The following is a 25852-nucleotide window of genomic DNA, read 5'->3' on the forward strand; positions in this document are numbered from 1 at the left end:
GAAGAGTGCTGGTCGTCGTACCGACGAATATCTAACTTCCAGTCTTCGTCAAATTCCTCCCTGGGGTTATGGGTCCCTGCGTTCGCAGGGACGACATCGAATGCTGGGGAAAGACGCCTGCGCCCTCACGGGCCATTGTCCGACGCCAGAGCGGAGCCTTCGATGATTTCGCGACGCGCCCTCGAATTTGCGACCGCCGTCCTCACGGGCAGTTTTGGTATCGCAGTGGTGGTCCAGAGTCTGGACAACGGCATCGGCTGGTCGAGCGCGGGCGTGGATTCCGGCACGTTCCCGTTCCTGACCGGCATCATCATCGTGCTCGGGAGCCTCTACAATCTGGTGCGGGGTGTGGTGCCAGTTGCGTCATTGGCAAATGTCCCCGTCGCAATCACCCCGATCGAGCTGCGACGGATTGCCGGCCTGTTCGTACCGGCCGCGATCTTCGTGGCCGCGATCCCCCTGATCGGGATGTATCTCGCCTCGGCCGGTTACATCTTCGCGGTGCTGGCGATCCCCCGGCATCAATCCGTTCCGCGTGCGCTTGCGATGGCGCTTGCGACGGCAATCGGGCTGTACGTCGTGTTCGAGCGCATGTTCCAGGTGAGCCTGCCGCACGGCGCGCTCGCCACAGCGCTCGGCTTCTGACGGAGGGGCCGATGGACAATCTCGGGGAACTCCTGCACGGCTTCGCCATCGCGGTCACCGTGCCGCATCTGGCGCTGATGGTGGTCGGCGTGCTGCTCGGCATTCTCGTGGGCGTGCTGCCGGGGTTGGGCGCGCCGAACGGGGTGTCGCTGCTGCTGCCGCTGACCTTCGGCATGCAGCCGGTCTCGGCCATCATCCTGCTCTCCAGCATGTATTGGGGCGCGCTGTTCGGGGGCTCCGTGACGTCGATCCTGTTCAACATTCCCGGCGAGCCGTCGTCCGTCGCAACCACCTTCGACGGTTATCCCATGGCGCGCGACGGAAGGCCGACGACGGCGCTGGCGACCGCCTTCGGCTCGGCGGCGTTCGGTGCGCTGATCGGCGTCATCCTGATCACCTTCCTCGCATCCTGGGTGGCGCAGGTCGCGCTCGCCTTCGGGCCGGCTGAATATTTCGCGGTCTATTTCCTGGCCTTTGCCAGCTTCGTCGGCATGGGCGGCGCGGCGCCGATCAAGACCGTCGTGGCGCTGGCCATCGGCTTTGCGATTGCCGCCATCGGCATCGACACAGTGTCCGGCAGCGTCCGTCTCACCATGGGCGTCGACGAGCTGGTCAAGGGCGTGAACTTCGTCGTCGCGGTGATGGGCCTGTTTGGCATCGGTGAACTGTTGGTGGCCGTCGAAGAAGAGTTTCACGCCCGCGCGGTCTCCTCGAAGATCGATTGGCGCGAGGTGTTCCGCGCGGTCGGCCGCCTGCCGCGGCACAGCGTTGCATTGCTGCGCAGCGCTGCGATCGGCTGCTGGATGGGGATCACCCCGGGGGGCCCGACCGCGGCGTCCTTCATGAGCTACGGCATCGCCCGCCGCTTCTCGCGCCGGGGCCGCTATTTCGGCACCGGCGAGGTCGAGGGCATCATCTCGCCGGAGACCGCCGATCATGCCGCCGGCACCAGCGCGCTGCTGCCGATGCTCTCGCTCGGCATTCCCGGCTCAGCGACCGCGGCCGTGATGATGGGCGGGCTGATGATCTGGGGCCTCAATCCCGGGCCGATGCTGTTTGTCGACCAGAAGGATTTTGTCTGGGGGCTGATCGCCTCGATGTATGTCGGCAACATCGTCGCCGTCGTGCTGGTGCTGCTGACCGTCCCCGTCTTCGCCGCCCTGATGCGGATTCCCTTTGTGATCATCGCGCCGCTGATCGTGATCATCTGCGTCGTCGGCGCCTATTCGGTCTCGAACTCCTATCTCGACGTGGTCATGATGCTCGGCTTCGGGGTCGTCGGCTATCTCTTCAAAAAACTGTTCTACCCGCTGGCGCCGCTGGTGCTCGCGATCGTCATCGGCGACAAGGCCGAGGATGCGTTCCGGCAGTCGATGCTGATGTCGAAGGGATCGCTGGGCATCTTCTTCGCAAACAAGCTGGTGACGTGCCTGATCGTAGGCGGCATCGCGTTGCTGCTGCTTCCGCTTGTGCTGCAGCTTGCGCGCCTCTTTCGCAAGCCTGCGCCGCCCACCAACGAGACGATTGCTCAGGAGAAGGTAATCATATGACCGCAAAGCCGCTCATTGCACTGGCGATGGGAGATCCCGCCGGCATCAGTCCGGAGCTGACGGCGAAGCTCGTGGTGCAGGACGATATCCGCGCGGGCTGCCGGATCGTCGTGATCGGCGACCGCCGCATCTTCGACGAGGGCGCGCGGGTCGCGGGCGTCAAGCCGGAGCTGACTACGGTCGAGCAGGGGGTCGACCTCCGCGCAGCGAAGGGCGATGCGCTGTTTGTCGATCTCGGTCATCTCGGCCCCAAAGAGGTCGAGCCGAAAACTGCGACCCTTGCCGGCGGAAAATTCGCGCTGGCCAATTACCGGCGCGCGCTCGAACTCGGGCGCGACGGCCGCGTCGACGCCGTCTGCTTCACCCCCTTCAACAAGCAGGCGATGCGGCTTGCCCGCGCCGAGTACGACGACGAGATCGCGTTTTCTGCCGAAGTGGTCGGGCTCAAGACTCCCGCGAGCGAATTCAACGTGCTCGACCGGCTCTGGAACGCACGGGTCACCTCGCACATCCCGCTCAAGGACGTCGCTGCGCGATTGTCCAGCGAACGCATCCATCGTGCGCTCAAGCTGACCGATGCTTGCATGCGCAACGCCGGTTTCGCGCGGCCGCGTATTGCGGTCGCGGGCCTCAATCCCCACGCGGGCGATGGCGGCAATTTCGGCCGCGAGGAGATCGACGTCATCGCACCTGTCGTCGAGGCCGGCCAGCGCGACGGCATTGCCGTGGAGGGACCATTTCCCGCCGACACCGTGTTCCTGCGCGCCAAGGGCGGCGCCTTCGATGCGGTGCTGACGATGTATCACGATCAGGGCCAGATCGCGATGAAGCTGATGGGCTTCGATCGCGGCGTGACCCTGCTCGGCGGTTTCCCGTTCCCGATCTGCACGCCCGCGCACGGCACCGCCTACGACATCGCAGGGCAGGGCGTCGCGTCCATCGGTGCGAGCCGCGCTGCGCTGATGCTCGCAGCGGCGATGGCCGCGCGTCGTGTTGCGTGACTGCGCACGGGCGGATGCTCGCTGGTTGTTCGGATGGTATGCGGGAAAAGCTGGAAACTTTCACCGTCGAACCGAGTTGCCAGTGCCATGAACGTCTCCACTTCGGAGCTGGCAGATGGGCGACGGCGGCGCGCGACGGAGGACGGTGAATAGCGGCTGTTCAATCGACCGCGCCCGATCAATTTGTATCGTTCTGATCCTTGCTCTGGCGACAGCGCCTGCGCTCGCGGCCGAGATGAACCCCGCCGCCATCGACACAGCCGAGCCATCGAAGAAGACGTTGTCGAACGAAAAGCCGACCCCGGCCGGAGTCCGGCTCCAGGTCCTCCTCGATAGGGCTCACTTCTCGCCCGGCGAGATCGACGGCAGATTTGGCGAAAACGCGAAGAAGGCGCTGCGGGCCTATGCGGAGGCCCGGCAGTTACCGGGCGCGGACACCATGACCGATGATGTCTGGACAGCGCTGCGGACGGAGGACCGGCCGGTGACGCTGACCTACACCATCACCGAACAGGACGTGGCGGGGCCCTTCCTGCGCAAGCTGCCGTCGAAACTGGAAGACATGAAGGACATCCCGAAGCTGGGCTTCACCAATCCGCGTGAGGCCCTGGCGGAGAAGTTTCACATGAGCGAGCAACTTCTGGCGGCGCTCAACCCCGGGCACCATTTCGATCATGCCGGCGAGACCATCGTCGTGGTGGACGCTGCCGGCGGGGGCGAGGGGGCGTCCGCCAAGGCTGACAGGGTCGAGGTCGATAAGGTCAGGCAGACCGTAAAACTGTTCGACAAGTCGAATGCGCTGATCGGATTTTATCCGGCGACCGTCGGCAGCGAAGACAAGCCGTCGCCCTCGGGTACGCTGAAGGTCACGGAGATCAGCCGAAATCCGTACTACCGCTACAATCCCGACTATCACTTCAAGGGCGTTCATTCCCGCAAGCCCTTCACCATCAAGCCGGGTCCGAATAATCCGGTCGGCACCGTGTGGATCAACCTTTCGGCTGAAGGCTATGGCATTCACGGCACGCCTTCGCCGGGAAAGATCTCAAAGGCAGAGTCGCACGGCTGCGTACGTCTCACCAATTGGGATGCGGAACGTGTTGCAGGCAGTGTATCGAAAGGCACGCCGGTCGCGTTCGTCGACGCCCCCGCCGATGCCAGTGCTTCGGCGCGGTAGCGTCAGCTCATCCGCCGTTACTTCGTGATCGGCGTCACCAGCTCCTTGTCGGCTGTATCCACCACGAATACCGCCAGCAGTTTTGCGGGCTCGGTCTCGCTGGCATTGGCGCTGACGGCATGGCGATCACCGGGGCGTTCGAAGAAGTTCTCTCCCTTGTGATAGACCTTGGCCGGTTCATCGTTGACCTGACTGCGGATCGCGCCTTCCAGGATGGTGGCGTAGATGAATGCGGAGCGCGGGTGCATGTGAGCCGGCGAGGAGCCTCCCGGACCATACTCGACCAGCACGCCCTTCATGCTCTTGCCCGGAACGTTCGGCAGGGCTTGGTCGAACACGACCGACACTTTTGCCATTGGCGCGGGCTCGGCCGCGTGGGCCGTCAGGACAGATGCGGCATAAACCGCGGCTGCGATCAGTAATCTGCACATGGGATATCCTTCTCAGAGGCTCGCGAGCCACGTCGCCAGTGGAATTTTCCCGAGCCGCGCTTCGCCTAGCGGATTCAGCGACGTGTCGTCGATGGGGGCGCCGTAATAGGACGCCTTCGGATCTCCGATCACGGGTCGGGCGTCGCCAGATGCCTTCAGGCGGCGTGCAATGAATTCATTGAAGGGGGCTTTTTCGGGCCCTGCGATATCGATGGTGCCGTTCAGCGGCTTGCCTGTTGCGACCTCCGCGAGGCGATCAGCCACGTCCTCGGCCGCGATCGGTTGAAACTGGGCCGAGGGAACGACGATCTTGCCGTCAATCACCCCCATTTCGCCAATGGCGCCGAGGAATTCGAAGAACTGGGTGGCGCGCACGATCGAGTAGGGGATCGAGGCGGCTTTGATGATGGTCTCCTGGGCGAGCTTGGCACGGAAATAGGCGATGTCGGGCGACCGTTCGGTCCCCACAATCGACAGCGCCACGTGATGCTTCACGCCCGCCGCAGCCTCCGCCGCGACGAGATTTTTGCTCGAGCGCTGGAAGAAATCGAGCACGGCGGCGGGCTCCCAGGACGGCGCGTTGGCGACGTCGACGACGACATCGGCGCCCGCGAGCGCCGCAGCGAGGCCTTCGCCGGTCACGGCATTCACGCCCGATTTCGGCGAAGCTGCCACGGCGTCGTGGCCCTGCTGCTTCAGCTTCGAAACGAGCTTCGATCCGATCAAACCGGTGCCGCCGATCACGACGATCTTCATGGCCTGTCTCCTCGGCATGTTGTGAGTGCGGGATCATCAAAGCCGGATGGTGCCGCGCTCGTCTGACGTGAGCCGCGTTCTACAGGAGCAATGGGGCAGGCTCTTGCCTGGAACGGGCTTGGGTTGCCCAAAAATGCTCAAGACATTGCGCCGCGACGCGACGGCAATTGGTCAGGCATCATTCCGCATTTCGCGCGGTCGATTGCGCGCTACGGATTATGCTTCGGATTTCGGTTTGAGGGAGGAAGGTCGTCAGCGCTCAGGCCAGGCCAATTGGCAAGGCCTGATGAACTTTGCGATGGTGACAGCCAGTGTTTTGCCCGACGAGTCAGATCATCGGGCTGCGCAAAAAGCGTTGTGTCTTCAATCCCATCGCTACTGTGCATGGGGTTGTTTTTCACTTTTTGATGGACGTGAGGCTTTACGCCCCGCAGACGATCACGCCGTACCAGCCGAGCCCGCGATAGGTCTCGTAGCCCGGCGTGGCATGGAAGGCGACCATTGTGCCGGAGCGGTCCTGATAGAAGCCGGAGCGCTGGCCGTTGAGCGAGAGCGAGATGCGCTCGCCCAGAATGCCATGGCCGTCGGAGGCTGCGATCACGCGAAAATTCGAGTCGACCAGCAGCACGCGGGCCTTGTCGTTGTCCCCGACGCGGACGCCTTGCACGATCGCGCGGGCCTGCGGCTCCCAGTCGAAATGGATGGCGAGCACGCCGATCGGCGCGCCGTTGGCCTGGCCGCCGGCCCGGACGCTGGCACAATAGGTTGCGACCTGCGCATCGCCGAGCAGAGACTGGCTCTCGACGTCGCCGGCGACATAGTCGTCGCCGGAGCGCAAGGTCTTCGCCTCGCGAAACCATTTTGTATGGGCGACGTTCTGGCCGACGACGCGAAAACGATCCGCGCGGCCGTTGGCGATGACGTTGCCGTCGAGGTCGCAGAGCCAGAGGTCGAGGTAGACGGTGTAGGCACCGAGGATGACGCCGAGGCGCTGCGAGGCATAGGTGATCGCTGCCGGCGCAGGCGAGGCCGCGCAATCGACCAAGGCGGAGTCAGTCGCCCACCAGCGCACGTCGCAAGTGCGCTCATAGAGGTTGCGGTCGATCAGTTCGACGGCGTTCAGCGAGAGGTCGACCATGCGCTCGCCGCGCGAGCGCTGGCTCATGCGGTCGATCGAGGAGACGAGATCGCCGGTGCGCTTGGTCAGCTGGGATTCGAGCTCACGCGCGATGGTCTCGACCTGCTGGCCGACGCCGCGCACTTCCTGCGCCACCACCGCGAAGCCGGCGCCCTGTGCACCGGCGCGCGAGCTCTCGATCAGTGCGTTAAGCGCCAGCATCTTCATCTGGTTGGTGATCTGCTGGATCGACTTGGTCTTGTCGACCGCGATCTGGTTGACCTCTGCGGTCAGGCGGTTGATCAGCGCGGAGATGTCGGAATCATCGTCAGCGGGTTCGGTGGCGATCGGCTTGGCTTTGAGACCCAGCGCAGCAGACATCGGGAACTTCCCTTGGCAATGAGGCCTGATCTGCAATGAACCCGGAACAATCACGTACAGATCGAATACGAGTCTTTTTCTAGGATTCAACCTAACGCCTGCTTAATTTGCTGTTTTGCGGAATGCCCAAATAGTAGTCAGTCCGGCCTGCTGGACGGCCATCCACCGCTTTGTGCGCCCCGGCCGTTGCAAATCTCCGGTGTTTCCCGGCCAATCGGTCAGTGACTAGACGGCTCGTGCGATCGCCCGGGCCTGGAGTTCCCAACAGCCAGTCCCGATTCATGACGCCACCAGCTACCGCATTTCCCGTCGAGGCGCCCCAGGCGTTCCTGGGGGTGGCGCGCTCGCTCACCGACAAGCTCTGGCGCGACCGGCTGGACGCGCGGGGGGCGGCCAAGGCGCTCGCCATCGTGCAGCAGCACCAATTGCCGGAGCTGCTGGCCCGGGTGCTGGCGGGCCGCGGGGTCGATAGCGACGCCGTTGCCGACTTCCTCGATCCGACCATCCGGAAGCTCATGCCGGACCCGTACACGGTGACGGAGATGGAGGCTGCCGCGAAGCGCATCGCGGACGCGGCAGCGAAGGGTGAGACGGTCGCGATCTTCGGCGACTACGATGTCGACGGCGCGACCTCGGCGGCGCTGCTGGCCTGGCACCTGCGTCATTGCGGGCTCGATCCGCTGATCCACATTCCAGACCGCATTTTTGAAGGCTATGGCCCGAACGTCGATGCCGTTCGCGGGCTGGCGGCGAAGGGCGCCACGCTGCTCGTCACCGTCGATTGCGGCACCACCAGCATCGAGCCGCTGGCCGAAGCCAAGCGGCTCGGCATGTCCGTCGTCGTGATCGATCATCACCAGGCCGGCACGGAGTTGCCGGAGGTCGATGCACTGGTCAATCCGAACCGGCTCGACGATCTCTCCGGCCTCGGCCATCTCGCGGCCGTCGGCCTCGTACTGGTGACGCTGGTCGCGGTCAACCGCGAGCTGCGCCAGCGCGGCTTCTGGAATGCGGAGATGCCCGAGCCCGATCTGCTCGGGATGCTGCATCATGTCGCCCTCGGCACCGTCGCCGACGTCGCGCCACTGATCGGTCTCAACCGCGCGTTCGTCGCCAAAGGGCTGATCGCGATGCGGCGGCGCGACCATGTCGGCCATACCGCGCTGATGGACGTGGCGCGGCTCAACAGCCCGCCGGAGGCCTGGCATCTCGGCTTCATGCTGGGCCCGCGCGTCAACGCCGGCGGCCGCATCGGTCGCGCCGATCTCGGCGTGCGGCTGCTGCTCGAAGGCGACAGTGTCGAGGCCGCGCGGATTGCCGCCGAGCTTGACCGTCTCAACAGCGAGCGCCGCGTCATCGAGCAGGCTGCGGAAGCGCAGGCCGAAGCGGAAGCGCTGGCCTCGATCGGGCTGGAGGACAAGCTCAATGTGATCGTGACGGCCTCCGAAGGCTGGCATCCCGGCGTGGTTGGTCTCGTGGCCTCGCGCCTGAAGGAGAAATTCTCGCGGCCCGCCTTTGCGATCGCACTTGAGCCTGGCGGCATCGGCACCGGCTCGGGCCGCTCGATCGCCGGCGTCGACATCGGCAAGGCGGTGCGGCAGGCAGTCACCGACGGCATCTTGCTGAAGGGCGGCGGCCACGCGATGGCCGCAGGCGTCACGCTGCGGAAAGAGAAGCTCGCCGAATTCCGCGCCTATCTCGAAAATGCGCTCGCGCGTGACGTCGCCGCGGCGCGCCACGTCAATGAGCTCTATATCGACGGCGCGGTCTCCGCCCGTGCGGTGACAACGGAGCTTGCGACCACCCTCAACCGCGCCGGTCCCTTCGGCAGCGGCAATCCGGAAGCCGTGCTGGCGCTGCCGGCGCATCAGCTCGTCTATGCCGACGAGGTCGGCCAAGCCCATTTGAGGCTTCGCTTCAAGTCGGGCGACGGCGCCGTCGTCAACGGCATCGCATTCCGTTCGGTCGGCCAGAAGCTTGGCAATGCGCTTGTCGCCAATCGCGGCCAGCAATTGCATGTCGCGGGATCATTGTCGGTCGACCGCTATCAGGGCGCCGAGCGCGTGCAATTCCGCGTCGTCGACGTTGCGCTACCGGACCAGGGGCCATCCGTGATTAGATAAGATCATGCGAGGAAGATAACTCGCTCAAACAACAAAAAAGGGAGTGAACATGGCAGGGCAGGTTGAGGGCAAGGTCGCGCTGGTGACGGGCGGCGCGTCCGGCATTGGCGAGGCCATCGTCGAGCTGTTCGCGCGCGAGGGTGCGACCGTCATTGCAACCGACATCGACGAGCTGCGCGGCCCCGAGCTTGCAAACCGCATCACAGAAGCCGGCGGCAAGGCAATCTTCCTGGAACAGGACGTCACCAGCGAGGAGCGCTGGATCGAGATCGTCGCCGAGATCGCAAAGCGCTACGGCCGGCTCGACATCATGGTCTCCAATGCCGGCATCGGCATCGCCGTACCCTCGATCGTCGATATGACGCTGGGAGACTGGCGCAAGCAGAACGCGATCAATCTCGACGGCGTGTTTCTCTCGGTCAAGCACTGCCTGCCGTTGATGCGCAGGAACGGCGGCGGCTCGATTGTCATGATGTCCTCGCTCGCGGGCCTGCGCGGCTCGCCCGGCCTGTCGGCCTATTCGGCGACCAAGGGCGGCGTGCGGTTGTTCGCCAAATCGATCGCGATGGAGTGCGCGGCGGCGGGCGACGGCATCCGCGTCAACTCCGTGCATCCCGGCATCATCGACACGCCGATCTGGGGCAAGATCCCGACCGGTGCGACCGGCGCGGGCCAGAACGCGCCGATCGATCCGGAGGAGCGTGCGCGCGTCGTCACGCCGCTCGGCCGCTCTGGCCAGGCCGCGGAGATCGCCTCCGGCGTGCTGTATCTGGCGTCGGATGCCTCGCGCTACGTCACCGGCAGCGAGCTCGTCATCGACGGCGGCATGAACGCCGGCGGCGTGCCGCGGCGGGCGTAGTCGACGCAGGGCAGGGCGGCGCGACGAGGGGCTGACGCTTGCGCGTCGCCCCTGTACAACGCCAGGAGCCGATCAAACGAGGTTTCCCTGCCATGGCGCACAGCCTGTCCCACGCCGCTTCATCTGCGTCCGCAACCGCCTCAGTGGGGTCAAACCGGCCCGACCTCGCCACCGACTCCATTCGCACTGCGCGCGAAGACCTTGCCGCCTGCTTCCGCATGGCCGCGCGCAACGGTTTTGAGGAGGGCATCTGCAACCATTTCTCGGCCGTGGTGCCGGGCCATGACGATCTTTTCCTCGTCAATCCCTACGGCTACGCCTTCCGCGAGATCACCGCGTCAAAACTCCTGATCTGCGACTTCCACGGCAACGTGCTCGACGGCGAGGGCGTGCCCGAGGCGACCGCCTTCTACATCCACGCCGAGATGCACAAGCGCCTGCCGCGCGCCAAGGTCGCCTTCCACACCCACATGCCCTATGCGACCGCGCTGTCGATGACCGAGGGAGATCCCCTGATCTGGGCCGGCCAGACCGCGCTGAAATTCTACGGCCGCACGGCGGTGGACCGCGACTATAACGGTCTCGCGCTCGACAACCGTGAAGGCGCGCGCATCGCGTCCGCCGTCGGCAATGCCGACATCGTCTTCATGAAGCATCACGGCGTGATGGTGCTGGCGCCGACCATCGCGGAGGCCTGGGACGATCTCTATTATCTCGAACGCGCGGCCGAGGTGCAGGTGCTGGCGATGTCGACGGGGCGGAAAGTGCTGCCGGTCGATGCCGCCATCGCCGCCGAGACCTACAAGCAGATGCGCGATGGCGATTCCGAATCCGCGCGGCTGCATCTCGCCGCGGTCCGCCGGCAGCTCGATGCGGAAGAGCCGCAGTATAGACACTGAGGCAGGCTGTCATTCCGGGGCGGGCCACTTCGCGCGCCCCGGAATGACGGCTGCTACGACCCCTGCCGCAGCTTCGCCAACACCTTCAGCCCGCCATAGCCATCCGCAGGCGCAATCCCCGCGCGCTGCTGGAAATCCTTGATCGCCTTCATGGTGTCGTTGCCGACGCGGCCGTCGGTGCCGCCGGTATCGAAACCGGCCTTGGTCAGCCGCGTCTGCATCTCCTGCACCTCGGCGAGCGTCAGCGCGCGCTCGGAGCCAGGGAAGGGCTGGATGAAAGGTGGCGCACCGAGGCAGCGGTCGCCGAGATGGCAGATCGCGAGCGCATAGTTCATCGAGGGATTGTAACTCTTCACCGCGTTAAAATTCGGTCCCAGCAGGAACGTTGGTCCACCTGCGACTGGCGTCCATATCTGCGCGGATGCGTTTGGCTGCGGAAACGGCTGGCCGTCGGCGCGGGTGACGCCCGCTGAAGCCCACGCCGCATAGGTCCGGGCGCCGCTCGCCTCGCCGGACGCGCGCACCTCGTAGCCCCAGTGCTCGCCGCGGTGCCACTTGCCGCGATTGACGAGATATTTTGCCGTCGATCCCAGCGCATCATCCGGCTTGCCGAACGGTGACACTTTGCCGTCGCCGTCATAGTCGATGCCGACATTGAGCCAGACCTCAGGCATCCATTGCGAATGGCCCATCGCGCCGGCCCAGGAGCCCTGCATCTGCTCCGGCGTGCTCCAGCCCATGTCGACGATGCGTAGCGCGTTGATCAGCTCGGTCTCCCAATAGGCTTTTCGGCGCGGCTCGTTCCAGGCGAGCGCCGCAAGCGAGGGAAACACCGGCGTCATGTGGTTCTGCTGCACCAGGGGATCGCCATAGGCGGACTCCACGCCCCATAGCGCCAGCAGCGTGCCGCGCTCGACGCCGAAATCGCGCTCGATGCGCGCCAGCAGCGCCTCGTTGTTCTTCAGCGCGATCTTGCCGTTGATGATGCGCCAGTCGGAGACGCGGCGGTTGATGTATTGCCAGACCTGCTCGTGGAATTCGGGTTGGTTGCGCATCTGCTTGAACACGCTCATGTCGGGTTCGACCCGCGCCATCGCGCGCTGCCATGTCGCCGCCGAGATGCCTTTCGCCATGGCGCGTGCGCGAAAACCCTCGCGCCATTCGTCAAAGCCAGGAGGGGCTGCGAGGACGCGCGCAGGTGACGCGAGCAGGGCGGCAGCGCCGAGCGCGGAGTTCAGCAGGGCGCGACGGGTGTGATGGGCCGAGGAATCAGCTTGTTTCATGAAGCCATTCTAGCGGGAAAAACGGCGTCTGTGAGCAGGTTCCGGGAACACAGGAACTTGGTATCCTCCGGAACAAAGTGTCGCACTGGGCATTCCCTCCGCACACACTGGAGGATGAGAAAATGCGGAAATATTTGTTTGCCGCTGCCATGGTCACCGCCATCGCGGCGCCTGCGTTCGCTGACGAAGTCGGTGTTCATGTCGGCCCGGTCGGTGCTGGCGTGACAGTCGGTCAGTCCCCCGAGTATCGCGAGCGGGACCGCGATCGCGACCGCACCACGGTCATCAAGGAGCGTGCGCCTGCCGACCGCACCACCGTGATCAAGAAGGAAGATGAATACGGCAATCGCAGCAAGACTGTGATTCATCACGACAACGACTGACGGAGCAGGGCCCCGGCCGATCGTCGGGGCCCGTCTTCCGCACGCAGTCTGTTCATCGAGCATTCGGGGTGGAATGAAGATACGCGCGCATGCGGAAAGCCATGTCGTCGAACTCGACGACGGATCGCAATGGCAGATTTTCGCCGGTGATCTCGCGACCACGCTGGGCTGGAAGCCTGAAACCGATTTGCACCTGGAGCCGAGCCGTGACCGGGTGAGTTCGCATGTGCTGGTGAATGGCACCGACCAGAGCCGCGTGCGGGTGATCGTGGCGGGCGAAACCTGGCCCGACGGCGAGGTTAAGAAAGCGTTGAAGGGCGGGTAGGTCACCGGTTCGCAGGTGCCAATCCCCGGGCTTTTTGCGTCGAGTTTTTTGTCAGCCGTTTTACGGTCGATTCGTTCTTGTCGCGCAGAATGCGCGCATGCGGGAGCTGTTCGACATCATCCGTACCAACCCCTGGCCGTTCGGCGCGGGGCTGTTCGTCGTTATCCTGATGATCATCGCCGAGAACGTTGGTCGTGGTATCCATGGGGACGGCGCCTCGGGCGGCGACTTCTTGGATGCCGATGGTAGTGACGGCGGCTGCGGTGGTGACGGAGGCGGCGGCGACTAGGTCTGGTCGTCCTGCAGTTCGGTTGCGACGTTAGCGAGCCACCGGCGAATACTCGCCTCGGCCTTGGCATCGAGGCCGCCAGCAAGCCGCTTCTCCAGCGCGACGACGCGCTCCCTGCATGCTTTCAGCAGCGTCGCGCCGCGCGCCGTCAGCGTCCATTGCTGGATGCGGCCGTGGACGGGATGGGGCGTCATCACAATCGCACCGTCGCGTTCAAGGTTGCGGATGATGACCCCGACCGTCTGCGGGGTGAGGAAGGTGAGCCGGGCGACGTCGGCGCCTGATAGTCCCGGATAGGCGTTGAGCATCGTCAGCACCGCGAATTGCGGCGATGTCACGCCGAGATCGGCCAGCGTCCGTTCCATCGTCAGGCGGACTGCGGCATGGGCCTGGCGCAAGAGATAACCGAGATAGCCTTGTTCGCCGCGCTTGCCTTCGCCGGGCGCGGGCACGCGAACGGCGCCGTTGTCGGCAGGGGGCTTACGCGAGGTTTTCGATCTTGTGACGTCAGCGGTCTTGCGTGTCATGTAAGTGCTCTTATAAGATATAAGCACTGTTACAATAGCACGAGGTCAACGGCAATGTCACACGCCCGCAGCGAATACGAGGATTTCAAGCGGATCGCGCCCGATGCGTACGATCTGGTACTGGCGCTGGGCCAGGTTGCGGCCGAGGCCGGCCTCGACAAGCAGCTTCTCGAGCTGGTCAAGTTGCGGGCGTCGCAAATCAATGGCTGCGCCTTCTGCGTCCAGCATCACATTCTCCTCTCTGAACGGCTTGGCGTGCCCCTGGACAAACTTCACCTGGTCGCGGTCTGGCGCGAGGCGCCGATGTTCTCGGCGCGGGAGCGTGCGGCGCTGGCCTGGGCCGAGGCGTTGACCCTGCTGCCCGATGGCTTCGGCGACGAGGTCTATGCCGAGGTGCAGCGCGAATTCTCCGAGACCGAGTTGATGTACCTGACGTCGGCAATTGCTTCGATCAACGTCTGGAACCGGTTCGGCGCAGCCTTTCGGTGGACGCCGGCGGAGCGGCCGGTCTCTGCGAATGCCTCGGCATCCTGATCAGAACAAGGGGAGGTGGTCATGACAGCAATGAGTTTGAACACCGCGCAGCGGCTGGTGCCGCGGCGCTCGACGGCGCTGGCCGTTGTCGGCGGGCTCGCCTGCGCGCTGGCGATCGGCAGGGCGTTGCCAGTAACGATGGACACCGTCTCCGGAGCGCTGGCGCCGCTCTGCGCCACTGCTGCCGAGAGCTCACCGCTCGACAAGGTCGAGCCGATCGGGTCCTACGCGCTGCCGAACGTGCCGGGCAAGCGCGTGACCATCGTGCGTGTCTTCTATGGTCCCGGGGGATTTTCGCGGCCGCATCATCACGCAGGCTCGGTGACGGCTTACATCACGAAGGGCGAGATCCGCTCGCAGCTCGGCGGCGGGCCGGTGGAGACGTTTGGCGTCGGCCAGTCGTTCTTTGAGCCGCCAGGCGCGACGCATCTGGTGTCGGCGAACGCCAGCGCCACCGAGCCGGCGGAATTGATCGCGGTGTTCGTGGCGGACGAGGGGGCGCAGCTGACGACATATCTGGATTAGTTCGTAGCCCGGATGGTGCGAAGCGCGATCCGGGCTACGCCTCCAATTGCCATCAACCTCCGTACGAAGCCGGATCTGGATTGTCCGACGGGTGCTCGAACGACTTCTTCATCGAGACCGGCATGGGTACGTGGAAGTTCAGGCCGCGCGGCGGCACCGGCTCCATGAACCATTTGTTGTAGATCTTTTCGATCTCTGGGCTCTTGTAGAGCTTTGCAGTCGCACGATCGACCACGGCCTTGAACGCCGCGTCGTCCTTGCGCAGCATGATGCCGTAAGGCTCGGGATCGGAAAACGCGCCGGTGCTGATCGCGTAGAGCGATGGATCTTTCGAGGAGGCGATCATGGCCGCAAGCTGGATATCGTCCATGACGAAGGCCTCGGCGCGGTCAGTCTCGACCATCAGGAACGCCTCGGGGACGTCCTTGGCGTTCATGACGTTGATGCCGAGCGAGCGCGCAGCATTGGCCTTGTTGAGCTGAGTGATATTGGTCGTGCCCGAGACCGAGACGACGGCCTTGCCCTTGAGATCTTCGACCTGATCGAGCTTCGAGGCCTTCTTGGAGACGAAGCGGCTCGCCGTGAGGAAATGCGTGTTGGTGAACCACACCTGTTTCTGGCGATCGGCGTTGTTGGTCGTCGAGCCGCATTCGAGATCGACGGTGCCGTTTGCCATCAGCGGAATGCGGTTGGACGAGGTGACCAGGTTCTCATTGACCGCGAGCTTGTCCAGCTTCAGCTCGGCCTTGATCTCCTCGACGATCTTCATGCAGATGTCGATGGCGTAGCCGACCGTCTTCTGCTTCTCGTCGATATAGCTGAAGGGCACCGCACTGTCGCGCACCCCGAGCGTGATCGCACCGGTCTCCTTGATCTTCTTCAGCGTGCCGGTCAGCTCCTGCGCATGAACCGGCATGGCGAACGCGATGGCCAGAACAGCCGCCGTGGTGAGACTACGCATGTGCTTCCCTTCCTTCAGTGAGCCTGTGGGAAGCAAAGCAATTCCGGGGCCAGAGGAGGCTGGGGCGGTTGACTTGGAAGCCGGCCTTATCAGGCCGTGCGCGGTGGAGCTGTCATCGGATTGTCATCGAGCCGCGCCGAGCGATGAGGCGCGAACTGCCTCAATTCTCCTCGCCGCTCGATCCCTCGCGCAAATCCGGCTTGATCACATCCTCGGGGAGCGCATGCGCCACCGGCTGCGGGCCGCCCGCGATCTCCGGGCCGATCTCGCGGCCGCGGGCGTGGATCAGGCGTTCATAAGCGGAGACCAGCGTGACGTAGGGACTGACCCAGATCCAGCCGTCTCGGGTGAACACCTGGACATCGAAATGCAGGTGCATCGAGGTGCCGGCGGGATGGTCGAGGTAGTTCGAGACCAGGCCGATCTTCTCGCCTTCGATGACGAGACGGCCGTTGAGCAGGCCGTCGGCGTTCATCGCCTGCGGGTTCATGTGCATGTAGCGGAAGCGGATGTGCTCGGTGCGGCTGTTGATCTCGAGCGTCGCGGCCTGGTCCTTGGCGGCACGGATCACGATGGCGTCGCGCGCCGCGATGACGGCGCGCTGCTTGGGATCACAGGGTTCGCGGCCTTCGCCTGATGGCGGGCAGTCGGCGGCGCGGATGTCCTCGCCCTGGTGACCGTAACCACCGCCGCATTGCCAGACCTCGAAGCTGCGGGACTCGCAGAAATTGTCGCGCCAGGAATAGGCGGTCGGCCCGTCGCTCTTGTCGCGCTTGCCATAGGACTGCGAGCGTACGAAAGCGGGCGCTTTCTCCAGCGGAAAGCGGATCTGGGCATAGGCCATCACATCGGGATGGCCGCTCCTATTGCGGTAACCGGTGTTCGGGATGATGTCGCCGCTCGGCCGGTAGCTGAAATCCGCTGAACGCACCGTGGGACGATCGATGATGCTGGAGGCCAGGTCCGCGAGCGGCCGCATGCGCTGGCCGCCGGCGACGTGAAGCGCCTTCAGGAAGCGCTCGGCAACCGGATAGGCTTCCTTGCAGGCGAGCCGGCGCGGTTTCGCGACGCTATCGAGGCACTGGACCGATACCACATAGGCAACACCGAAACGCGTGAAGGCGTAGCGGACATAACCTTCCCTGATGAACCTGCGCAGGTCCGGATAGGTTGCCGCAAGCGGCTTGACAGGTTCGCCCTTGCCGCCGGCGGGATCGGCGATGTCGTAGATCAGCGCCGAGCCCGTGATCTGCACCTCGACGGGCCTGGCGTAGACCCGGCTCGGCATGCCGTCACCGGCGCCGGGCTCGAACGAGAACGTCGCGCTGTAGCCTGCGGGGCCGGCGTCGAACATGTCGGCGGGATTGAAATCGGCCTGGTAGCGCGACAGCGCGAGGGTTGCTGGCGCGCCGCTGCGCTGACCCTCGAGATACGCGGCGGCGTCGAACGGCAGCAGCACCGGTACGGAGCTGCGGGCGATGCCGGTGAAGAATTGCGAGGAGACCGCGTTGAGCTGCACCAGCGCAGGCATCGCGCGCGGATCGTAGCGCGGCACGGAGCGGCGCGGCACGAAGATGAAATCGCCCGCGATCTGGGGGCGGCTGTTGATTTCGGTGCGGAGCTGGTCGAGCGCTGCGCGCCAATCGACGCGCAGGGCCGTGAGTGACGGGCTGCGGATCTCATCCGCAGCGAGCGGGGTGGCCGTGAGGAGCGATAGCGACGCCAGCAGAAGCGAGACGAAGCGGAAACTGTTCCCAACCACTGTCTCGCCCCCCGGCGGCACCTGCCCTGATCCCTCGCTTAGTCCTTGGCGCGCTCGGAGTAGGAGCCGTCCTCGGTCATCACCACGATGCGGGTGCCGACAGCGATGTGCGGCGGCACGGTGGTGCGCACGCCGTTGGAGAGAATCGCCGGCTTGTACGAGGAGGAGGCGGTCTGGCCCTTGGTCACGGGCTCGGTCTCGACCACTTCCAGCGTCACGCGCTGCGGCAGCGCGAGCGAGACCACGTTGACGTCGTGGGTCGACAGCTTAACGGTCATTTCCGGTTGAAGATAGGCGGCGGCATCGCCGACGACGTCCTTGGGCACCTGGACCTGATCATAGCTCTCAGGGTTCATGAAGTGGTAGCCGTCACCATCTTCGTACAGGAAGGTGAAGTTGCGCTCTTCGATGGTGGCCTTCTCGACCTGGTCGGTGGTCTTGTAGCGCTCGGAGATCTTTACCCCGTCCGAGATTCGGCGCATTTCGATCTGGCTGACCGGAGTGCCCTTGCCGGGATGGATGTTCTCGGCACTCACGACGACATAAAGCTTGCCGTCTTGCTCGATCACGTTGCCCTTGCGAATAGAACTGGCGATGACTCTCAAAGCTGTATTTCCTGCTTGCTTGGCCCGGCACCGGCCAGGACGTGGTCAAATTGATGGGGGACCTGGGGCCTCAAATCAGACCTCGGCGCCCGTTTCGGGCCGCAACATACGCATTTTGTCGTTGAATGCCAGCATTTTGCTGGTCTGCAGGGTGGCCGGCTGATGGCTGGGGACAAGCCGATTTCGCCGTTCTGGTCGCCCGCGCGGCACCTCGACCGGCGGCCGTTCCTAACGGCGAGAGGGCTCATTACCGGGGCTCTACGGGGCTTTTTCGCCGAACAGGGCTTTGTCGAGGTCGAAACCTCCGTGCTCCAGGTCTCCCCGGGCAACGAGACCCATCTGCACGCCCCCCGAACCGAAATCATGCGACCGGATGGCAGCCGGGCCAGCCGTTACTTGCGGACATCGCCGGAATTCGCCTGCAAGAAGCTCCTGGCGGCCGGCGAAGAGCGGATTTTCGAGTTCGCCCGGGTGTTCCGGGACCGCGAGCGGGGCGACCTGCATCTGCCTGAATTCACCATGCTGGAATGGTACCGGGCCGGCGCCCCCTATGACGCCATCATCGCCGACACCGTCGTCGTGATCGCCCGCGCGGCGCAGGCGACCGGGATCGGAACGTTCTCGTTCGGCGGCCGGACCGCTGATCCCTTCGCCGAGCCGGAGCTGCTGACGGTCGCGGGCGCCTTTGAGCGCTTCGCCGGCATCGACCTGCTGTCGACAATCTCCGGCAACGAGGGTAACCGTGCCGCGCTCGCCCAGGCTGCCGCCGGCAAGGTTCGTCTGGCCGAGGATGACACCTGGTCGGACGTCTTCAGCAAGGTCCTGGTCGAGCATGTCGAGCCGCATCTGGGGCAGGGGCGTTTGACCATCCTGTTCGAATACCCATCTCCGGAGGCGGCGCTGGCGCGCGTGAAGGCTAGCGATCCCAGGGTCGCGGAACGGTTCGAGGTCTATGCTTGCGGCGTCGAGCTCGCCAACGGCTTTGGCGAACTGACCGACGCCGAGGAGCAGCGCAAGCGCTTCACGGAATCGATGGCGGAGAAGCAGCGCCGGTATGGCGAGGCCTACCCGCTGGACGAGGATTTTCTGGCCGCGGTCGCCGCCATGCCGGAGGCAAGCGGCGTCGCGCTCGGCTTCGACCGGCTGGTGATGCTGGCCAGCGGCGCCGCGCGGGTCGATCAGGTAGTGTGGACGCCGCCTGCAAATGAAACGTTAAGTGAGAGATGACGAAGACCAATCTTGCACGGACATTGCGCGAGCCGGCCGAACTCGTGGCCGCGGACCTCGTGCCTGCCACCGCGCTGCCTGCGCTGGAGCGCGTCGTCGCGCGCTACGCGGTGGCGATCACACCGGCGCTGGTCGAACTCATCGACAAGTCCGATCCCGACGATCCCATCGCGCGGCAATTCGTTCCGACGGAAGCAGAGCTCGAGATGCAGCCGGGCGAGAACGCCGATCCGATTGGCGATCACCCGCATTCGCCTGTTACCGGCATCGTGCATCGCTATCCCGATCGCGTGCTGTTCAAGCTCGTTCACGTCTGCGCAGTCTACTGCCGCTTCTGCTTCCGCCGCGAGATGGTCGGCCCCGGCAAGGAGAATGCGCTGCCGGAGACCGCCTATCGCGCGGCAATCGATTACATCCGCGCGCACAGCGAGATCTGGGAGGTGATCCTGACCGGCGGCGATCCCCTGATGCTGTCGCCGCGACGGATGAGCGAGATCATGGCCGATCTTGCCGGCATCGATCACGTCAAGATCATCCGCCTCCACACCCGCGTGCCCGTGGCCGATCCTGCGCGGATCAGCGACCAAATGGTCGCCGCGCTGAAGGTCGAAGGCGCGACCACCTGGGTCGCCGTGCATGCCAATCATGCGCGGGAGCTGACGGGTCCGGCGCGCGCCGCCTGTGCGCGGCTGGTCAATGCCGGAATTCCCCTGGTGAGCCAGTCCGTGCTTTTGCGCGGCGTCAATGACAACATCGCGGCTTTGTCGGATTTGATGCGAGCTTTCGTCGAGTGCCGGATCAAGCCCTATTATCTGCATCACGGTGATCTCGCGCCGGGCACCGTGCATTTGCGAACGACGCTGGCGGAAGGCCAGGATTTAATGCGGCAGTTGCGCGGGCGTGTGTCAGGGTTGTGCCAACCTGACTATGTCATCGACATTCCCGGCGGCGCTGGCAAGTCGCCGGTCGGACCAAATTATGTGTTGGCGGTACAAAATACCGCAGCGGATGCGCGTGAAGCGGAAAGCGAAACGCGCTATCGTATCGTGGATTATTGCGGCGACGTTCATCTCTATCCGCCCGAGACCTGAAGGCTGAGAGAACGCCGGTTTGAGAATGGAGGATCGGACATGAAGAAGATCATGGTGGCAGCAGCGCTCGTGGTCTTGCTTGGCGGCGCGGCGGTCGCGCAGACCGGCACCAAGGGATCGACATCCAGCGGCGCGAGCTCTGGATCGTTGCCGCAGGCTCCCGTCGGCCATCGACAGCCGCGCGCCGGCGAGGTGCCGAACGAGAAGAATCTGAGCGACCCGAACAATCCCGTGAACAAGGAAGACGCGGCGCTCGACAAGAAGATCAAGAGCATCTGCCGCGGCTGCTAGAGCAGGATAGTTGCGGGCAGGGCGCGACAGCTCGCCCCGCCCGCGTTTTTCAGGCTTACGCCGTCCGCTCGTGCAGGCCCGCGCGCTGGGTGTTGCGCCGAATTTCGACCGCATCAGCAAGCTGCTTGAGCACGGTTTCGGTCGTAGCCCAGTCGATGCAGCCGTCGGTGATGCTCTGGCCGTAGACGAGCGGCTTGCCCGGGACCACGTCCTGGCGGCCGGCGACGAGATTGCTCTCGATCATCACGCCCATGATGCGGTTTTCGCCGCCCGAGATCTGCCCGGCGATGTCGGCCATGACCAGCGGCTGGTTCTCCGGCTTCTTGCTCGAATTGGCGTGGCTCGCATCCACCATCACCAGCGGCGCGACGCCGGCTTTCGCCAGATCGTTGCAGGCCTCCGCGACGCTCGCCGCGTCGTAGTTCGGCTTGCTGCCGCCGCGCAGGATGATGTGGCAGTCCTCGTTGCCTGCGGTCGAAGCGATCGCTGAGCGGCCGAGCTTCGTCACCGCCATGAAATGATGCGGATGCGAGGCTGACTTCACGGCGTCGGCAGCGATGCGCACATTGCCGTCGGTGCCGTTCTTGAAGCCGACCGGGCAGGACAGCCCCGAGGCCAGCTCGCGATGGATCTGGCTCTCGGTCGTGCGCGCGCCAATCGCGGCCCAGGACACGAGGTCGGCGATGTATTGCGGCGTCGTCATGTCGAGGAATTCGGCACCGGCGGGCAGGCCGAGATTGTTCACGGCCGACAGCACGTTGCGCGCGAGACGCAGGCCCTTGTTGATGTCGAAGCTGCCATCCAGATCAGGATCGTTGATCAGTCCCTTCCAGCCGACAGTGGTGCGCGGCTTCTCGAAATAGACCCGCATCACGATCTCGAGCTGGTCGGCGAGGTCCTCGCGCAAGCTTGCAAGCCGCTCGGCATAGTCGAGCGCGGCCTTGGGATCATGCACCGAGCACGGGCCGACCACGACCAGCAGGCGGTCGTCCTGGCCATTGAGGATGGCGTGGACGGCGTTGCGTGCAGCCATCACCACTCGCGTTGCGGTGAGCGTGCGCGGGACCTCCCGCATCACCTCATCCGGCGTGCTCAGCTCTTTCAGTTCGCGGATACGAAGATCGTCTGTCGTGCTCAGCACGGCGGGCTCCTGTCATTTTGAGAACCTGCCGGCCAATAAAAAAGCCGCCAGGTCTGGCGGCTGTTCGGACTAGATGCTCCAATTTGTCAGATTGAGCGTGATCCTCCCACCGCCAGCGAGCTGTCGTAGCTAAAGTACCAATAAAAGCTGGTGGCGACGGTGATCATGGAGCGTCATATAGCGCGCCATCGGCGGGTTGTCACCCCCCTAATCGGCGCAGGACGCGACGAGGCGTCTCAACTGTTGCTGTTGCGTGCCGCCAGGGCCACGCCGATCAGGGTGGCACCGCCGAACAGCAGGTTGATGCCGACGAGGATGCCGATCGCCCAATCTGCCGAACTCGGCAATCCCGTGATCACCATGAAGGAGATCGCGATGTCGATGAGGCCCGAGATCAGCAACCATGACCAGCGGCCGCTCGGCTCGCGGCGGTGCTCCAGTGCGTACATGATGGTGGCGACGCCCTCAGCGAGGAAATAGGCGCCGAGCACGATGGTCAGCGTCAGCACGGCCTGCATCGGCCTCGCCAGCAGCAGCATGCCGGCAAGCACGGCGAGCGCCGCCGAGATCAGCGACCACCAGAAGCCCGGCGTGCTGCGCGCCCAATAGGTCACGATCAGCCCGCCGATGCCGCTGATCAAAAACATCCAGCCGAGGACAATCGCGATGGCGAGACTGGCGAGCGGCGGCACGATCAGCGCGGCGATGCCCAGCACGGCAAGCAGGATGCCTTCGAACAAAAAGGCCTTCCAATGCGCTTTCACCGTTTGGCTCATGGCGGATTGCAGCCGTGTGAAATCTTCGGGCGACGGCATGGTGGGGCTCCGGATCGAGAACTGTGTGCTCAGTCTAGTGCGCGCACAGCGCGCTTGCCATCCCGCGGCTCAACCGCCGCCGTGCGCTGACGAAAAACCTTCGCCACTGGTGCGAACGCGGTTACGGCCGAGAATGTAGATCGCGATCGTGACGATCAGAAGCGCGAGACCGAGCAGGATCGAGACGAAGCCGATCGGGATCAGCGCCAGCGTCAGGTTGCGCTCCGGGTTGATCAGCCAGTGATGGATCGAGGTCAGCACGAAGGCGAGGCCGAGGAAACCGACGCCGCCGCCGGCGAGCAGCAGCGCCCACATCCGGCGCAACTGGCTGAGCCGTTCGCGTGCGATTTCGGTTCGGGGCGCATGGTGGCGCGCGACGCGGCGGACCAGGCGGATGGCGAAGGCGATCGAGCTGAAGCCGATCAGCAGGCTCGCGCCGCCCAGCCACATCCGCAAACTCGGATCGAGATCCGGCATGCGCTGGAGGGTGAGCAGCGGGAAGTCGAAGGCCGCATGCAGCGCCAGCGGACCGGCGAAGATCAGCAGGCGGCTGGACAAGCGGGCCCAGTCGCGATGATGGCGGTTCGCGCCCAGCGCCGTGCCGGCACGGGCGATCGTGAGGTAGGCGCCCGCGATGATGCCGAGCGCGCCGTGGAACGGCACCGTCAGCACGCTGCGCAGCGCCGCCAGCGAGCGCCACATCTCGGCATGCTGGACGAGGTAGGCGAGGTTCTCGTAGGCGGCGAAGCCGAGGCCAACCGCGGCGCCATAGACCACGGTGTCCATCGGATTGGCAAAAGTCCGCCGCTTGGTCGAGGAGATCAGCACGATGGCGATCACCTTGACGGCTTCCTCCGGCAGGGCGACGCCGAAGATCGAATGCATGGCCAGCGCTGCCCAGGGATTGTCGGGAGCAGCCACCATCTTGGCGAAGGGGGCGCGGGCGAGGCCCAGCAGCGAAATGCTGGCCGCGCCGAGCAGGAACGCAGTCCAGACCTGGGCCGGCGGCCCCGGGCGCTCCTCGGCGGCAATGACAAGCCACAGCATCAGCAGCGCCGGGGCGATGGCTGCAGTTCCGATGACGGTGGGTAATGCTTCAATCAGGTACATCGGCGTCGAAATAGGTTCCCTGGCCCGGCTTATCTACGTCTGCCGATGCGACCATGTGTCATGCGCTTGCTGTCGCCTCGCTTAACAGCCGCGACAGCTTCCGTTCATCTGCGCGGCCAATGCCGTGGAGAATACGAGCGCAATCAACGGCATGACGGGACGTGCTCGCTGTCAATGGGAACGATCGCGCTGCCGACACGCGGCCGCGATTGGCTAACTGGATCAAGGGAATGCGAAGGTTTCTTCGATTCACGATGCACGTGTCCCGGCGGCGAGTCCAGAGGCGGCATTCGCCACCCTGGCGCCGCGGCCGGCGGCTGCCTAGTCACGCTTCGTTGTGCGCCTGCGCTGCGCCGAGACACGCCGGGCGCGGGCCTGCTCCAGCTCCCAGAAGGCGCGGATCAGGCATGAGCCGAGACAGGCGGAGATCAGCAGCAGCAGAAGGGCTTGGTCCAGGGGGGCGAGATGGGTCATGGCGAGGATTAAGCAACGCTCATGCCATGCGTTCCGCGGCGGCCCTGCGGTTTGCGCAATCGCTCCTTACGCGAAATGAGCGTTGTGGCCCCTCGAATCTGAGAGCCGTAGAAGGCTCTGGAGCGGCCGCGTCACGGCCTCAGTGGGTCGTGAACGGCGGCCGCGGCCCGGGCGCAACGTCGAAGGCGCCGAGATGATACTCCTCGCCGGTCGCCTGATCCGGCAGCGGATACTGCGCGAGCAGAGTGAACGCCGCCTGCGGATACTGCTTCCAGATATCGAGATCGCCCGCGGTGATGGTGAGCCAGCCGAACGTGTACATGTAGCGTCCGGGCTCGGTAACCCGGCCGACCCTGTCCCAGGTGATCTTATCAACTCTGATTTTGTCGACTGCCATCCGGTCCCCCGATCGCAAGTCTGCAAATGACGTCCGGCCTCGAGGCACAGACGTTCAAAAGCTGATCCCGCAATGGGGCCGCGATAGGGCGGCGTTCAGCGCGCCGTCGAGGCCGCCTGCGCCTCCGCTTCGGACGCCAGCTCCAGCTGACGGTGCGAGGCGTGGAAGACGTCGCGGACGAGGCCGATCTTCTCCAGGCCCAGAATGATCAGGCCGTTGAGATCGATCTCCCACCAGGCGTGCGAGATATAGGCGTCCCGCGGGAAGCGGTGATGGTTGTTGTGCAGACCCTCGCCGAAGGTGAGGATCGTGGTCACGAATTCGTTGGTCGAGGCGTCGTCGACCTTGAAGCGGCGATAGCCGTAGGCGTGGCAGATCGAGCCGGTGAACTGGCTGACGAAGATCAGCAGATAGGCGCGGAGCAGGCCGGAGAACAGCACGCAGCCAATCATGGTGTGCACGCCGCCGAAGGTGTAGCCGACCACGCCGGGGATGAAGACGCCCGACATCCCGTACCAGACCCAGCGCGTGCGCACGAAGAACATCGCGATGGGATCGGCGAGGATATCCTTGGCGTAGTATTCGTTATCGGTGGTCGCATGGTCGAATACCCAGCTGCCCTGGGCGTGCAGGAAACCCTTCAACGCGCTGACATAGCGATTGCCGAAGCCGTCGAATTGCGGGCTGTGGGGATCGCCGACGTCATCGGCATAGAGATGGTGGCGGCGGTGGTTGGCGACCCATTTCGCGATCGAGCCCTGCACCGCCATCTGTGCGATGGCGCAGAAGAACACGCGCATGATCGGGCCGGTGCGGAAGCTGCGATGGACGAACAGGCGGTGCATGCCGGCGCCGATGCCGAATGTCGTCAGCGCGAACATCCAGACGAACGTAAACAGCTCGACCTTGCCGAGGCCCTGGGTGATGGCCCAGATGATGCCGGCGACAGCACCGACATAGAGGATGCCGAGGAGGAGATAGCTCTCGCGCAGCTTGGCCTGCACGAGCGGTCCCTCGGTGATCACACCGGGTGGAAGCTGCGGCTTGGCCGCGGTCTTCGTGCTCTGGGCGATCTCTGCCGGGGTGAGCCCGGCATCAGCGATAGACATTCCAGGACTTCCAATACGCTTAAAGCCCGCAATGATTGCGGACGTACTGGGTCACACCCTATCG

28 protein-coding genes are annotated in these 25852 nt (G+C 64.6%); 15 read left to right on the forward strand and 13 right to left on the reverse strand.

Annotated elements, in window-relative coordinates; all coding sequences use genetic code 11:
- The first annotated feature begins 162 nt into the window (after positions 1-162).
- From IVB29_RS35270 to IVB29_RS35285, 4 genes are all read left to right on the forward strand, one after another.
- Complete coding sequence (locus IVB29_RS35270; protein ID WP_247508029.1) at positions 163-645, forward strand: tripartite tricarboxylate transporter TctB family protein; 483 nt, start codon at positions 163-165, stop codon at positions 643-645.
- An 11-nt stretch (positions 646-656) separates the two neighbouring features.
- Positions 657-2195: a tripartite tricarboxylate transporter permease gene (locus IVB29_RS35275; RefSeq protein ID WP_247508030.1), complete on the forward strand. Its 1539-nt coding sequence runs from the start codon at positions 657-659 to the stop codon at positions 2193-2195.
- Positions 2192-3196, forward strand: a complete 1005-nt coding sequence (locus IVB29_RS35280; protein ID WP_247508031.1) for a 4-hydroxythreonine-4-phosphate dehydrogenase PdxA — start codon at positions 2192-2194, stop codon at positions 3194-3196. The genes IVB29_RS35275 and IVB29_RS35280 overlap by 4 nt, the downstream gene beginning before the upstream one ends.
- 115 nt (positions 3197-3311) lie before the next feature.
- Positions 3312-4373, forward strand: coding sequence for a L,D-transpeptidase family protein (locus IVB29_RS35285; RefSeq protein WP_247508032.1), 1062 nt, complete (start codon positions 3312-3314; stop codon positions 4371-4373).
- A 17-nt stretch (positions 4374-4390) separates the two neighbouring features.
- On the opposite strand, the gene IVB29_RS35290 is transcribed toward IVB29_RS35285, so the two are convergent.
- The 3 genes from IVB29_RS35290 to IVB29_RS35300 all read right to left on the reverse strand — a co-directional run bounded on the left by IVB29_RS35290 (position 4391) and on the right by IVB29_RS35300 (position 7058).
- Positions 4391-4804 carry a cupin domain-containing protein gene (locus IVB29_RS35290; protein WP_247508033.1) on the reverse strand — a complete coding sequence of 138 codons (414 nt, stop codon included), beginning with the start codon at positions 4802-4804 and terminating at the stop codon, positions 4391-4393.
- 12 nt (positions 4805-4816) lie between these two features.
- Positions 4817-5560, reverse strand: a complete 744-nt coding sequence (locus IVB29_RS35295; RefSeq protein WP_247508034.1) for an SDR family oxidoreductase — start codon at positions 5558-5560, stop codon at positions 4817-4819.
- A 421-nt stretch (positions 5561-5981) separates the two neighbouring features.
- Positions 5982-7058 (reverse strand): methyl-accepting chemotaxis protein, encoded by a 1077-nt coding sequence (locus tag IVB29_RS35300; protein ID WP_247508035.1) that lies wholly within the window; start codon positions 7056-7058, stop codon positions 5982-5984.
- A gap of 281 nt (positions 7059-7339) precedes the next feature.
- Here IVB29_RS35300 and recJ point away from each other — a divergent pair, with 281 nt between their 5' ends.
- From recJ to IVB29_RS35315, 3 genes are all read left to right on the forward strand, one after another.
- Positions 7340-9181, forward strand: a complete 1842-nt coding sequence (gene recJ, locus IVB29_RS35305) for a single-stranded-DNA-specific exonuclease RecJ (protein WP_247508036.1) — start codon at positions 7340-7342, stop codon at positions 9179-9181.
- Between the two features lie 49 nt (positions 9182-9230).
- Positions 9231-10040, forward strand: a complete 810-nt coding sequence (locus IVB29_RS35310) for a glucose 1-dehydrogenase (RefSeq protein WP_247508037.1) — start codon at positions 9231-9233, stop codon at positions 10038-10040.
- A gap of 92 nt (positions 10041-10132) precedes the next feature.
- The gene (locus IVB29_RS35315) at positions 10133-10939 is read left to right on the forward strand and encodes an aldolase (RefSeq protein WP_247508038.1); all 807 of its coding nucleotides are present in this window, start codon (positions 10133-10135) and stop codon (positions 10937-10939) included.
- Between the two features lie 53 nt (positions 10940-10992).
- Here IVB29_RS35315 and IVB29_RS35320 read toward each other — a convergent pair whose 3' ends face one another.
- Positions 10993-12222: a lytic murein transglycosylase gene (locus IVB29_RS35320; RefSeq protein ID WP_247508039.1), complete on the reverse strand. Its 1230-nt coding sequence runs from the start codon at positions 12220-12222 to the stop codon at positions 10993-10995.
- A gap of 122 nt (positions 12223-12344) precedes the next feature.
- Here IVB29_RS35320 and IVB29_RS35325 point away from each other — a divergent pair, with 122 nt between their 5' ends.
- The 3 genes from IVB29_RS35325 to IVB29_RS35335 all read left to right on the forward strand — a co-directional run bounded on the left by IVB29_RS35325 (position 12345) and on the right by IVB29_RS35335 (position 13219).
- Entirely contained in the window at positions 12345-12605 is a 261-nt protein-coding gene (locus IVB29_RS35325) for a hypothetical protein (protein ID WP_247508040.1), read from the forward strand.
- 73 nt (positions 12606-12678) lie between these two features.
- Positions 12679-12930 carry a hypothetical protein gene (locus IVB29_RS35330; protein WP_247508041.1) on the forward strand — a complete coding sequence of 84 codons (252 nt, stop codon included), beginning with the start codon at positions 12679-12681 and terminating at the stop codon, positions 12928-12930.
- Between the two features lie 97 nt (positions 12931-13027).
- Positions 13028-13219, forward strand: a complete 192-nt coding sequence (locus tag IVB29_RS35335) for a hypothetical protein (RefSeq protein ID WP_247508042.1) — start codon at positions 13028-13030, stop codon at positions 13217-13219.
- Here the strand turns inward: IVB29_RS35335 and IVB29_RS35340 are convergent.
- On the reverse strand, positions 13216-13746 hold the full coding sequence (locus IVB29_RS35340; RefSeq protein WP_247508043.1) for a MarR family winged helix-turn-helix transcriptional regulator: 531 nt from the start codon (positions 13744-13746) through the stop codon (positions 13216-13218). The two genes, IVB29_RS35335 and IVB29_RS35340, sit on opposite strands and share 4 nt — an antisense overlap.
- Before the next feature lie 54 nt (positions 13747-13800).
- On the opposite strand from IVB29_RS35340, the gene IVB29_RS35345 reads away from it, so the two are divergent.
- Both IVB29_RS35345 and IVB29_RS35350 read left to right on the forward strand, forming a co-directional pair.
- A complete protein-coding gene (locus IVB29_RS35345; RefSeq protein WP_247508044.1) occupies positions 13801-14280 on the forward strand; it encodes a carboxymuconolactone decarboxylase family protein in 480 nt (159 codons plus the stop codon).
- A 21-nt stretch (positions 14281-14301) separates the two neighbouring features.
- Positions 14302-14805, forward strand: a complete 504-nt coding sequence (locus tag IVB29_RS35350) for a cupin domain-containing protein (protein ID WP_247508045.1) — start codon at positions 14302-14304, stop codon at positions 14803-14805.
- A 52-nt stretch (positions 14806-14857) separates the two neighbouring features.
- Here the strand turns inward: IVB29_RS35350 and IVB29_RS35355 are convergent, their stop codons facing one another.
- From IVB29_RS35355 to efp, 3 genes are all read right to left on the reverse strand, one after another.
- Complete coding sequence (locus IVB29_RS35355; protein WP_247508046.1) at positions 14858-15766, reverse strand: amino acid ABC transporter substrate-binding protein; 909 nt, start codon at positions 15764-15766, stop codon at positions 14858-14860.
- A gap of 160 nt (positions 15767-15926) precedes the next feature.
- Positions 15927-17549, reverse strand: coding sequence for a M23 family peptidase (locus tag IVB29_RS35360; RefSeq protein WP_247508047.1), 1623 nt, complete (start codon positions 17547-17549; stop codon positions 15927-15929).
- A gap of 17 nt (positions 17550-17566) precedes the next feature.
- Positions 17567-18133, reverse strand: a complete 567-nt coding sequence (gene efp / locus IVB29_RS35365; protein ID WP_247508048.1) for an elongation factor P — start codon at positions 18131-18133, stop codon at positions 17567-17569.
- Positions 18134-18295: 162 nt separating this feature from the next.
- Between efp and epmA the strand changes: the two genes are divergently transcribed.
- The 3 genes from epmA to IVB29_RS35380 are packed head-to-tail and all read left to right on the forward strand — an operon-like array spanning position 18296 to position 20742.
- Positions 18296-19360, forward strand: a complete 1065-nt coding sequence (epmA, locus tag IVB29_RS35370; protein WP_247508049.1) for an EF-P lysine aminoacylase EpmA — start codon at positions 18296-18298, stop codon at positions 19358-19360.
- A complete protein-coding gene (locus IVB29_RS35375) occupies positions 19357-20451 on the forward strand; it encodes a lysine-2,3-aminomutase-like protein (RefSeq protein WP_247508050.1) in 1095 nt (364 codons plus the stop codon). The genes epmA and IVB29_RS35375 overlap by 4 nt, the downstream gene beginning before the upstream one ends.
- A gap of 39 nt (positions 20452-20490) precedes the next feature.
- Positions 20491-20742: a hypothetical protein gene (locus IVB29_RS35380; protein WP_247508051.1), complete on the forward strand. Its 252-nt coding sequence runs from the start codon at positions 20491-20493 to the stop codon at positions 20740-20742.
- A 55-nt stretch (positions 20743-20797) separates the two neighbouring features.
- Here IVB29_RS35380 and IVB29_RS35385 read toward each other — a convergent pair whose 3' ends face one another.
- From IVB29_RS35385 to IVB29_RS35405, 5 genes are all read right to left on the reverse strand, one after another.
- Positions 20798-21883, reverse strand: coding sequence for a 3-deoxy-7-phosphoheptulonate synthase (locus tag IVB29_RS35385; protein WP_346731325.1), 1086 nt, complete (start codon positions 21881-21883; stop codon positions 20798-20800).
- Between the two features lie 236 nt (positions 21884-22119).
- Positions 22120-22698 carry an HdeD family acid-resistance protein gene (locus IVB29_RS35390; RefSeq protein ID WP_247508052.1) on the reverse strand — a complete coding sequence of 193 codons (579 nt, stop codon included), beginning with the start codon at positions 22696-22698 and terminating at the stop codon, positions 22120-22122.
- A 69-nt stretch (positions 22699-22767) separates the two neighbouring features.
- Complete coding sequence (locus tag IVB29_RS35395) at positions 22768-23808, reverse strand: PrsW family glutamic-type intramembrane protease (protein WP_247508053.1); 1041 nt, start codon at positions 23806-23808, stop codon at positions 22768-22770.
- A 613-nt stretch (positions 23809-24421) separates the two neighbouring features.
- Entirely contained in the window at positions 24422-24679 is a 258-nt protein-coding gene (locus tag IVB29_RS35400; RefSeq protein ID WP_247508054.1) for a hypothetical protein, read from the reverse strand.
- A gap of 95 nt (positions 24680-24774) precedes the next feature.
- Entirely contained in the window at positions 24775-25788 is a 1014-nt protein-coding gene (locus IVB29_RS35405; protein WP_247508055.1) for an acyl-CoA desaturase, read from the reverse strand.
- Positions 25789-25852: the final 64 nt, after the last annotated feature.

It is taken from the genome of Bradyrhizobium sp. 1 (genome assembly GCF_023073315.1).
In the GTDB taxonomy this organism is placed as follows: Bacteria; Pseudomonadota; Alphaproteobacteria; order Rhizobiales; family Xanthobacteraceae; genus Bradyrhizobium.

Bases quoted from the DNA above. Each gene is read 5' to 3' on its own strand.
- IVB29_RS35270 (WP_247508029.1), top strand. From the start codon at position 163: ATGATTTCGCGACGCGCCCTCGAATTTGCGACCGCCGTCCTCACGGGC.
- IVB29_RS35275 (WP_247508030.1), top strand. From the start codon at position 657: ATGGACAATCTCGGGGAACTCCTGCACGGCTTCGCCATCGCGGTCACC.
- IVB29_RS35280 (WP_247508031.1), top strand. From the start codon at position 2,192: ATGACCGCAAAGCCGCTCATTGCACTGGCGATGGGAGATCCCGCCGGC.
- IVB29_RS35285 (WP_247508032.1), top strand. From the start codon at position 3,312: ATGGGCGACGGCGGCGCGCGACGGAGGACGGTGAATAGCGGCTGTTCA.
- IVB29_RS35290 (WP_247508033.1), bottom strand. From the start codon at position 4,804: ATGTGCAGATTACTGATCGCAGCCGCGGTTTATGCCGCATCTGTCCTG.
- IVB29_RS35295 (WP_247508034.1), bottom strand. From the start codon at position 5,560: ATGAAGATCGTCGTGATCGGCGGCACCGGTTTGATCGGATCGAAGCTC.
- IVB29_RS35300 (WP_247508035.1), bottom strand. From the start codon at position 7,058: ATGTCTGCTGCGCTGGGTCTCAAAGCCAAGCCGATCGCCACCGAACCC.
- recJ (WP_247508036.1), top strand. From the start codon at position 7,340: ATGACGCCACCAGCTACCGCATTTCCCGTCGAGGCGCCCCAGGCGTTC.
- IVB29_RS35310 (WP_247508037.1), top strand. From the start codon at position 9,231: ATGGCAGGGCAGGTTGAGGGCAAGGTCGCGCTGGTGACGGGCGGCGCG.
- IVB29_RS35315 (WP_247508038.1), top strand. From the start codon at position 10,133: ATGGCGCACAGCCTGTCCCACGCCGCTTCATCTGCGTCCGCAACCGCC.
- IVB29_RS35320 (WP_247508039.1), bottom strand. From the start codon at position 12,222: ATGAAACAAGCTGATTCCTCGGCCCATCACACCCGTCGCGCCCTGCTG.
- IVB29_RS35325 (WP_247508040.1), top strand. From the start codon at position 12,345: ATGCGGAAATATTTGTTTGCCGCTGCCATGGTCACCGCCATCGCGGCG.
- IVB29_RS35330 (WP_247508041.1), top strand. From the start codon at position 12,679: ATGAAGATACGCGCGCATGCGGAAAGCCATGTCGTCGAACTCGACGAC.
- IVB29_RS35335 (WP_247508042.1), top strand. From the start codon at position 13,028: ATGCGGGAGCTGTTCGACATCATCCGTACCAACCCCTGGCCGTTCGGC.
- IVB29_RS35340 (WP_247508043.1), bottom strand. From the start codon at position 13,746: ATGACACGCAAGACCGCTGACGTCACAAGATCGAAAACCTCGCGTAAG.
- IVB29_RS35345 (WP_247508044.1), top strand. From the start codon at position 13,801: ATGTCACACGCCCGCAGCGAATACGAGGATTTCAAGCGGATCGCGCCC.
- IVB29_RS35350 (WP_247508045.1), top strand. From the start codon at position 14,302: ATGACAGCAATGAGTTTGAACACCGCGCAGCGGCTGGTGCCGCGGCGC.
- IVB29_RS35355 (WP_247508046.1), bottom strand. From the start codon at position 15,766: ATGCGTAGTCTCACCACGGCGGCTGTTCTGGCCATCGCGTTCGCCATG.
- epmA (WP_247508049.1), top strand. From the start codon at position 18,296: ATGGCTGGGGACAAGCCGATTTCGCCGTTCTGGTCGCCCGCGCGGCAC.
- IVB29_RS35375 (WP_247508050.1), top strand. From the start codon at position 19,357: ATGACGAAGACCAATCTTGCACGGACATTGCGCGAGCCGGCCGAACTC.
- IVB29_RS35380 (WP_247508051.1), top strand. From the start codon at position 20,491: ATGAAGAAGATCATGGTGGCAGCAGCGCTCGTGGTCTTGCTTGGCGGC.
- IVB29_RS35390 (WP_247508052.1), bottom strand. From the start codon at position 22,698: ATGCCGTCGCCCGAAGATTTCACACGGCTGCAATCCGCCATGAGCCAA.
- IVB29_RS35395 (WP_247508053.1), bottom strand. From the start codon at position 23,808: ATGTACCTGATTGAAGCATTACCCACCGTCATCGGAACTGCAGCCATC.
- IVB29_RS35400 (WP_247508054.1), bottom strand. From the start codon at position 24,679: ATGGCAGTCGACAAAATCAGAGTTGATAAGATCACCTGGGACAGGGTC.
- IVB29_RS35405 (WP_247508055.1), bottom strand. From the start codon at position 25,788: ATGTCTATCGCTGATGCCGGGCTCACCCCGGCAGAGATCGCCCAGAGC.